The following is a 7,562-nucleotide window of genomic DNA, read 5'->3' on the forward strand; positions in this document are numbered from 1 at the left end:
GTATACGCCAGGGCAATATTTATCTCGGAGATTTAAAAATACTATCAAACCATGGCTATTCTGGATTATCGTATTAGTTATCCTTAATCTAATCCATAAAATAGTATTAAACATTAAATCTGGTGACTCTATATTCAACGGAAATCCTATTGGTTATTTTGCCGAAGAATTTAGGTATATCTTGTTTGAAAGCAGTTTTTGGTTCATACTCAATTTCTTAATTTGTATAAGCATCCTACTTATTTTTAAAAGATATCTATATAAGCTTTGGTTTGGGTTAATTTGGGCAATTACATCGCTTCTATATAGCTTTAATTTATATCATGAGTGGTTTGTGACTCATCATTCAGCTGCCCTGTTTGGATTTGTATTTTATTTATGGCTTGGTGTTTATCTAAATCGCTATTTCGACAAAGTAATGGCTTATGTAAAGCAGTTAAAATGGTCTTATATTATTTTGGTTAATATTGTTTTTTTTGCATTGGCATGTTTAGAGGTAATGTACTTAAATCATCATGGTTCTAAAGATGAGTACAATACCCTTAGGGTTACCAATATTTTTTATTCATTAACCATGTTTACTTTACTTTTAAAAATGGGCGGAATAAAATTTATCGATAATATATTAAAGCCTAGACAATCTACATTTGGAATTTACCTTATCCATCAAATTTTAATTATTATATTACTTCCAGAGATCTTCAAATGGGATAAGTGGAATTTCAATTACTTTTCTGTAGAACAAAACATCTTGTACTCGATATTCAGATTTTTGATCGTTTATACGATTGCTTTTGGAATTACAAGATTGCTGCTTAAAACCAAAATTAAATGGACTGTTGGAGGTTAGTTAAGAGAAAAATACAACTGGAAATTCAGCCTTTTGGAGATTGTTATAAAAAAGATAAAGGTTAAATAATCTTTCAGAAAAGAAACCAAAAATTCGTCTTTGGTATTCATATTCACTTAATTTTACCGTTTTCTCTAACTCAAATAGTATTGGAAACAACCAATTACAATAATCAATTAGAACCTCTTTCCTGGCTATAAACATGTTATAGCAATGCATTTTTTTTTCTGTGTCGAAGAATTCATCGAATGCCTTTTCCATATCTGGATAAAGTTTTACAACCGCATCTTTCATCAAATACCAATCTTCCCTTATGTGATAAAAGATATAATGCATCTTTATTGATGCCTCTCCAGATAATTCAAACGCTAAGTGAGCTGCAGTAGGCACAACTACTTTTCCAGAATGAAGTTGATTAAACAGTGCATCTTTTAAACTCTCATTGCTTGTTATTTTTAAAGCCTCTTCGCTAAAAGGAGCATAATAAACATCTCGAGGATCAACAATGATTTTTGTGTTGAATAACTTCTTCTTAACTCGTACTTCGGGCAATGTGAAATATCGTCGATAATGACATAAGCCTATAAATTCCGAATCAACTTTTTCTATGTTTTTCCAAATCCAAAATAATGCCGTTAGTTCACTAAATGTTTTGTTCTTAACAGCTATATTTTCGCCTACATCATCAGATATAAAGCCTAATTCTAGTTTAGAAAAAGTTTTTCCAACTTGAATAGGCTGGATGTAATCGCAATGAGGAACAGCAAATTCTTTATGATAAACAGAGTAAATTGTTAAGTCTTTATTCACTTCTTAATTCTTTTTTTGATTTTGCTAGAGCAGATGCAATCACCTGATGCATGTCATAATATCTATATTCAGCTAATCTACCTCCAAAAATTACACCAGGTTCCTTTTCAGCTAACAATTGGTACCTTTTTAACATAGCCATATTCCTTTCGTCATTAACAGGATAATATGGTTCAGCATCTTTATTGTCCTTTAACGGGTATTCTCTTGTAATTACCGTTTTAGGTTGCGTACCAAATTCAAAATGTTTATGCTCATAAACCCTCGTATAAGGTGTATCTGCATCTGTAAAATTCATTACAGCATTTCCTTGATAGTTTTCCATGTCATGAATTTCCATCTCGTATCTCAAGCTCCGGTATTCTAATTCACCATATTCATAATCGAAGTATGCGTCGATCTTACCCGTAAAAACAATATTATTAGCTATACTTTTCCAATAATTTTTGTCGTCAAAAAAATCTGTATTCAATTTTACGGTGCAATTGGCTAACAAGCCATTGATTATTTTATTATATCCTCCAATTGGTATTCCTTGATATTTATCATTGAAATAATTATTGTCATAGGTAAATCGAACAGGTAATCTCTTTATAATAAATGCAGGAAGTTCAATTGCCTTTTTCCCCCATTGTTTTTCTGTATATTGTTTAATTAGTTTCTCGTATATATCAGTGCCAACCAACATTTGCGCCTGCTCTTCTAAATTTTTAGGCTCAGTTATAGCTAAATGTGCTATTTGTCTTGCAATTTCAGCTTTAGCCTCGATTGGTGTTTTTGTGCCCCAAAGCTTATAAAATGTGTTCATATTAAAAGGAAGGTTATATAATTCTCCCTTATAATTTGCAACAGGTGAATTTGTATATCGATTAAATTCAGCAAATTGATTCACATAATCCCACAAAAATTTATCATTAGTATGAAAAATGTGAGCGCCATACCAGTGAACATTTATGTCTTCGATTTTTTTACAATGAATATTTCCCCCAGAATGATCTCTTTTATCGATTACTAAACAGCTTTTTCCAGCWTTAGTCATTTCATGAGCAAAGGTAGCGCCAAAGAGGCCGGAGCCAACAACTAAATAATCATATTTTTCTTCACTTTTCATTTATTATTATGGCTTATTGATTCTGTTTTCGATAGTAGACCTCATCTTATCAACGGCACACTGGTAGGTGAGCTTCTCATGGGCAAATTTTAATGCGTTCTCCGTAATCTGTTTGTAAAGCATGGGATCTTTCTCGATCCGGTGGTATTGGCTTACCAGATCGCTCATGTCGTTTTTTACAGGGATATAGTGCTCGTAAGGCCTTAAATCGTAATGGAAGTATTCTTTCCACTTTCTTTCCTGTAAAAATACAACCCTCTGACTGTAAAAAAGAAATTTTAAGCGGGCAGAATAGCTATTGCCTTCCACGTCGATTAAATATTTGTACCGGGTATGTTGGGGCAGGGTAAAATATGGAACATCCTTTTTATGGATAAAATAATCATCCACATAGGTATTGTAAAAGTCAAAAATCTCTGGGGCCTGATTTCCGATTTCTATCAGTTTCTCTCTGATTATATTCGTTTTGACATTTCCGGCCCAAAATACGCGTGAGTCGCCCCAGGTTTCTTTTCCTTTGGTCTCAATTTCGGCTACTGTATCCGAAAAACTGTTGATCCCTGCTTCTTTCCAGCTTTCAAAGGCAAAATCAGGGATCAGAAAATCCTGCTTTTGATCGTCGTCTATGCAATAATAAAAGGAATCATCTTCATAACCACCGGCAGGTTTATCATTGATGAAAAATTTAAAGTGCAGGTCCTTGTCCGTAACCAGTTCTTTAAGGCAGTCGATCAAGATCTTTGCCGTAGCCTGTCCCCTGGTCTGACTCTTGCCTATTAGGTTAACTGCCGTAAAACCGTTCTTTTTTATGAGCTCTACATGCGGCCATAAGTTTCTGTATTTTTTTTCTAGAAACTTATGGGTAACACTTATTTTATTGATCTTCTTATAAAGAAATGATGTTAAACCCATGCCGAATTATAAATTTGGATGCAAAGGTATCTGATTTTCTACAATAGGTATTGTTTTTTATTTTATTTTTGAAGGAGATGATATCAATAATTATAGCCTCCGTAAATAAAGATCAGCTTTCTGATGTTAAGGAGAACATTGCCGCAACCATAGGAGCAGAACATGAAAAAGTTCCGTCTGGATGGTTTTGTAGCGCCGGTGAAAAAAAAATCAATTATGTGAATATCCTTCAACGCTATAAATTTAGTGAAGAGAAAACAAAACACATTTCTCAAAACGTAAAAAATGAAAAGTATTCAAGCGTAGTTGTTGTAGACGGCGTTTGGTTCTGTACCAAAAAAGAAATAGTTGAAGCCAATAATTTTGATGAGGAAACATTTAAGAAGTTTCATTGTTATGATCTGGATTTTTCACTTCAAGTACATAAAACACATCGTGCCGTTGTAACTTTTGAAGTATTATTAGAACATTTCTCAGAAGGAAATTATTGTAAAACCTGGATAGAGGAAACATTAAAATTACATGAAAAATGGGCCGCTGATTTACCGATAGATGTAGAAGGGTTATCAAAAAAAGAAAGTTTCTTTGCTGAAAAACATGCATTCAAATTCTTTCTAAAGCAGATGAAAATATCTGGGTATAAAAAGATAGAAATATTTAAAATATTTTGGCGAAGTAAACTAAGCAAAAACAACTTTAGTCTATTTTTAATGCTAAATAAAGAAATTTGGCGCAGTTAAATCTGATAACCTGCTTCTTTAAAGTAAGGTTTCCAAAAACGGATGTTTTTATCCCATGCATGGCAACCAAAAGGCATGTTTCCTTTAATTAAAGTCATTGCCCTTTGTGGAGCTGTTTCAATGGAAAAGTTCAATGCCACTTTGTAAGTAGGGATCTTTATTCTCTTCTTCTTTCGATTCACTTCTATGGTCCAAAACATGTCTTCATGATAATCGCTGCTGTTCCGGCCAACGTAATTTTCTACGAGTTCTTTTTCTTGAATACAGATATTATAAAAAGATTTAACTTTTCTCAATGAAAAGCCTCCATTGCCGACATGGTTGTATAATTGTCGCTCTATGTCAGGCCGACCTTGTTTATCAAGTAAATTATATCTTCTGTGCAGGTAGGATCTTAGCTTCTCTTTGGTCTTTTTAAATAAGGTTGGGAATTCTTTTTCTCTCAACCATGGAGCACCTATATAATCATAACCTAAGCTGCACCAATATTTTAATTCATTTTTAAATACGAAAGCATCCAATTGATAGAGGAGTAGGTAGTTATAATTCAAGAATTTCTCATAAAAGAGTTCCGAAAGCATTAAATCGTTGTAACTAAACACGCTTTTAAAATAAAAACTTGGGAAAGACACCTCACTATAAGAGAATCCTATCTGCATATTCGATATGTCTAAACCATCTGGTTTGAGTATTACAATATCATAATCAGACAATAACTTTCCACATTGGGTCAAAGCTATCTTTTCATAAATTGAAAGTTCGGACTTATAAATTGGTATTACAATTACGCAAGAACTATTCATTTTAGTTTCTATTAAATTTTGGCAAAAATAAAAGTATAATATTCATAAAGCCTTTCAAAATTTTATAGGCTATCGGATACTTTTTTATATGCATAAATTGTTCTGCCTTTTTAAACTTTATCTCTTTCAAATATTCATAGTCCTTAACAAATTCAGGGAAATATCTATTCAAAGAAGTATCTCTTTCTTTATCGATTTCTGGATGATTCTTTGAATTTGCGGATATTCCAGTTCCATCATAAGTTACAATTACACAATCTAAGTGTTTATATGAAGCCTCGCGTTTACAAATTGCATAAGTGAAGAATTCCCAATCAGCTACAATTTTGAGATTTTCATTATATAGAAAAATATCCTTAAACAGCTTCGCCTTAATAAAACTTGCTTGATGAGAGATGTTTTGTTCATAAAAAAAAGCGAAATTTAACTTTTCAGGAAAAGTGCGAATCTCTTTTTTTATTCCATCAATGTGTAGGATATCTCCATAGTAAATATCGTATTGACCATTTAATTCAGCATTCAATTTCTCTAAAATGGTATTGTCAATTAAAGAATCTCCACTATTTAAAAACATTAGATAATCACCTGTTGCAATCTTAATGCCCTTATTCATTGCATTATATATGCCACTATCAGGTTCAGATACATAATAGCTAAAAAATGAAGAATATGTATTAAGGACATCTTTACTTCCATCCAAACTATTTCCATCAATAACAATAAATTCAAAATCTTGCCAAGTTTGGCTTACCACGCTTTGAATTGTTGTTTGTAACCCCGCCTTATTGTTGTAATTGATAGTTATAATTGATAATTTTTTACTCATAATAAAAATTTTGAAAAAATGTACTTTTATCCACTATTAATGACTTCATTTTATTAAAATAATTTTGGCTAATACACGCTATCTAGGTATACTTTAGTTCATATCTCAATTAAATTATCTTGAAAAAACAGCCTTTCCATTACACTTCCTTACAACAAAAAGGTTATTAAATGCCCTCAATTTATTTTGAGTGATTAAACTATTTCGAAAACAGCATCAAGATTTTTGTAACAACGTTCTTTTTCATAATTAATGCTAAAAGCAGCAAAGGCATTTTCTGCCTGTTTTTTATATTCCGATTCGTCTGTTAATAGTTTCATGATGTTATTTCCGAATTCAACGGGATCATCACTAACCAAACAGCCATTGTCGGTCTTGTTGATCAGTCCATCGATCCCACGGGTATTACAAACGATTGGTAGACCATAAGATAGCGCTTCTACTACTTTTATCTTGGTTCCAGTGCCCGTAAGCATAGGGCACAGTGCTACTTTAGCATTTTGGTAATAGATTGATAAATCTTCGGCAAAGTTTACGGAAACAATATTCGGTGCCTTTATTGAAAGATGCTCATTTATCTGTCCAATGACGCATATCTGCACGCTGGTTGGTAATAACGGATACACATCCTTAAAAAACCACTTGGCAGCTTTTTGATTATGTATATTATTGCTAGCTATATATATCAGATCAAACGACTTTTCATTACTAGCATGAAGATTTTGTGGTTTATCAAGCATCATTGGAGCTAACACCACCTTGTTTTTGCAGAATTGACTAAAAATATACTGCTCTTCAACAGAAATGGTTAAAGCGATATCAAATAAAGAAATTCTCCTGATTTCTTCTTTAAAAGCCTGACCAATATTAACTTTTTTTTGAAGTTGAGCGGTTATAAAGTCGTGTGTATCAATTACTTTTATTGATTTTTTTGTAAAGTGGTTACCCTCTACCAATGTAGCCCAACTGGCATAATTGATAAAGATGTAATCGTAATCGTTGTTTTTTAGAATTTTTTTGAAAGCCCTCTTAAACCTTAAGGTCACCAATTCAGGGAATTGAAGCGGAAAGAACCAAGCCTTATTCTGATAGAAGAAATTAGGCAGTTTATAAAAAAGCAGGTAATAGAGTATGTTCTTTTTAGATGGTTTTTTTTTAATTACATAAGTATTACTGGCTAAGCCTGCTTGCTCAAATGCTTTAATATCTGCCTCGTTCCATTTTCCGGTGAAATACTCGCTTACAAAATCAATTTCAAAATTCCTTGATTTAAAATAGCTTAACATGCTTAAAACCCTGGTTCTGTTGCCCGCAATTTTTTTTAGCGGATTATCAGGCATAAAAAATAGTACTTTCTTCATCTAAATGTTAGTCGTTAAAGGCCTGCATGTCGATTAAGCGCCTATATAAACCATTTTTGTTCATTAACTCATTGTGGCTTCCGGTTTCTACTACGCTGCCTTTATCTATCACCACAATTTTATTGGCATGTTGTATTGTACTTAAACGG

8 protein-coding genes are annotated in these 7,562 nt (G+C 32.6%); 2 read left to right on the forward strand and 6 right to left on the reverse strand.

Annotated features, from left to right (window positions below):
• On the forward strand, positions 1-850 hold an 850-nt coding region (locus AC1DND_RS22045), incomplete at its 5' end, for a hypothetical protein (protein ID WP_477584757.1).
• Here the strand turns inward: AC1DND_RS22045 and AC1DND_RS22050 are convergent.
• The 3 genes from AC1DND_RS22050 to AC1DND_RS22060 are packed head-to-tail and all read right to left on the reverse strand — an operon-like array spanning position 851 to position 3,683.
• On the reverse strand, positions 851-1,660 hold the full coding sequence (locus tag AC1DND_RS22050) for a DUF4422 domain-containing protein (protein ID WP_477584758.1): 810 nt from the start codon (positions 1,658-1,660) through the stop codon (positions 851-853). It lies immediately after the preceding gene.
• On the reverse strand, positions 1,653-2,771 hold the full coding sequence (gene glf / locus AC1DND_RS22055) for a UDP-galactopyranose mutase (protein ID WP_477584759.1): 1,119 nt from the start codon (positions 2,769-2,771) through the stop codon (positions 1,653-1,655). The genes AC1DND_RS22050 and glf overlap by 8 nt, the downstream gene beginning before the upstream one ends.
• A gap of 6 nt (positions 2,772-2,777) precedes the next feature.
• Entirely contained in the window at positions 2,778-3,683 is a 906-nt protein-coding gene (locus tag AC1DND_RS22060; RefSeq protein WP_477584760.1) for a glycosyl transferase family 90, read from the reverse strand.
• A gap of 77 nt (positions 3,684-3,760) precedes the next feature.
• Here AC1DND_RS22060 and AC1DND_RS22065 point away from each other — a divergent pair, with 77 nt between their 5' ends.
• On the forward strand, positions 3,761-4,423 hold the full coding sequence (locus AC1DND_RS22065) for a glycosyltransferase (RefSeq protein WP_477584761.1): 663 nt from the start codon (positions 3,761-3,763) through the stop codon (positions 4,421-4,423).
• Here AC1DND_RS22065 and AC1DND_RS22070 read toward each other — a convergent pair.
• From AC1DND_RS22070 to AC1DND_RS22080, 3 genes are all read right to left on the reverse strand, one after another.
• A complete protein-coding gene (locus tag AC1DND_RS22070; protein ID WP_477584762.1) occupies positions 4,420-5,226 on the reverse strand; it encodes a DUF5672 family protein in 807 nt (268 codons plus the stop codon). The genes AC1DND_RS22065 and AC1DND_RS22070 overlap by 4 nt on opposite strands.
• A 1-nt stretch (position 5,227) precedes the next feature.
• Complete coding sequence (locus tag AC1DND_RS22075) at positions 5,228-6,052, reverse strand: glycosyltransferase family 2 protein (RefSeq protein ID WP_477584763.1); 825 nt, start codon at positions 6,050-6,052, stop codon at positions 5,228-5,230.
• Positions 6,053-6,246: 194 nt separating this feature from the next.
• Positions 6,247-7,413, reverse strand: a complete 1,167-nt coding sequence (locus tag AC1DND_RS22080) for a glycosyltransferase (RefSeq protein WP_477584764.1) — start codon at positions 7,411-7,413, stop codon at positions 6,247-6,249.
• Between the last annotated feature and the right edge of the window lie 149 nt (positions 7,414-7,562).

It is taken from the genome of Pedobacter sp. 01N416, from assembly GCF_056399685.1.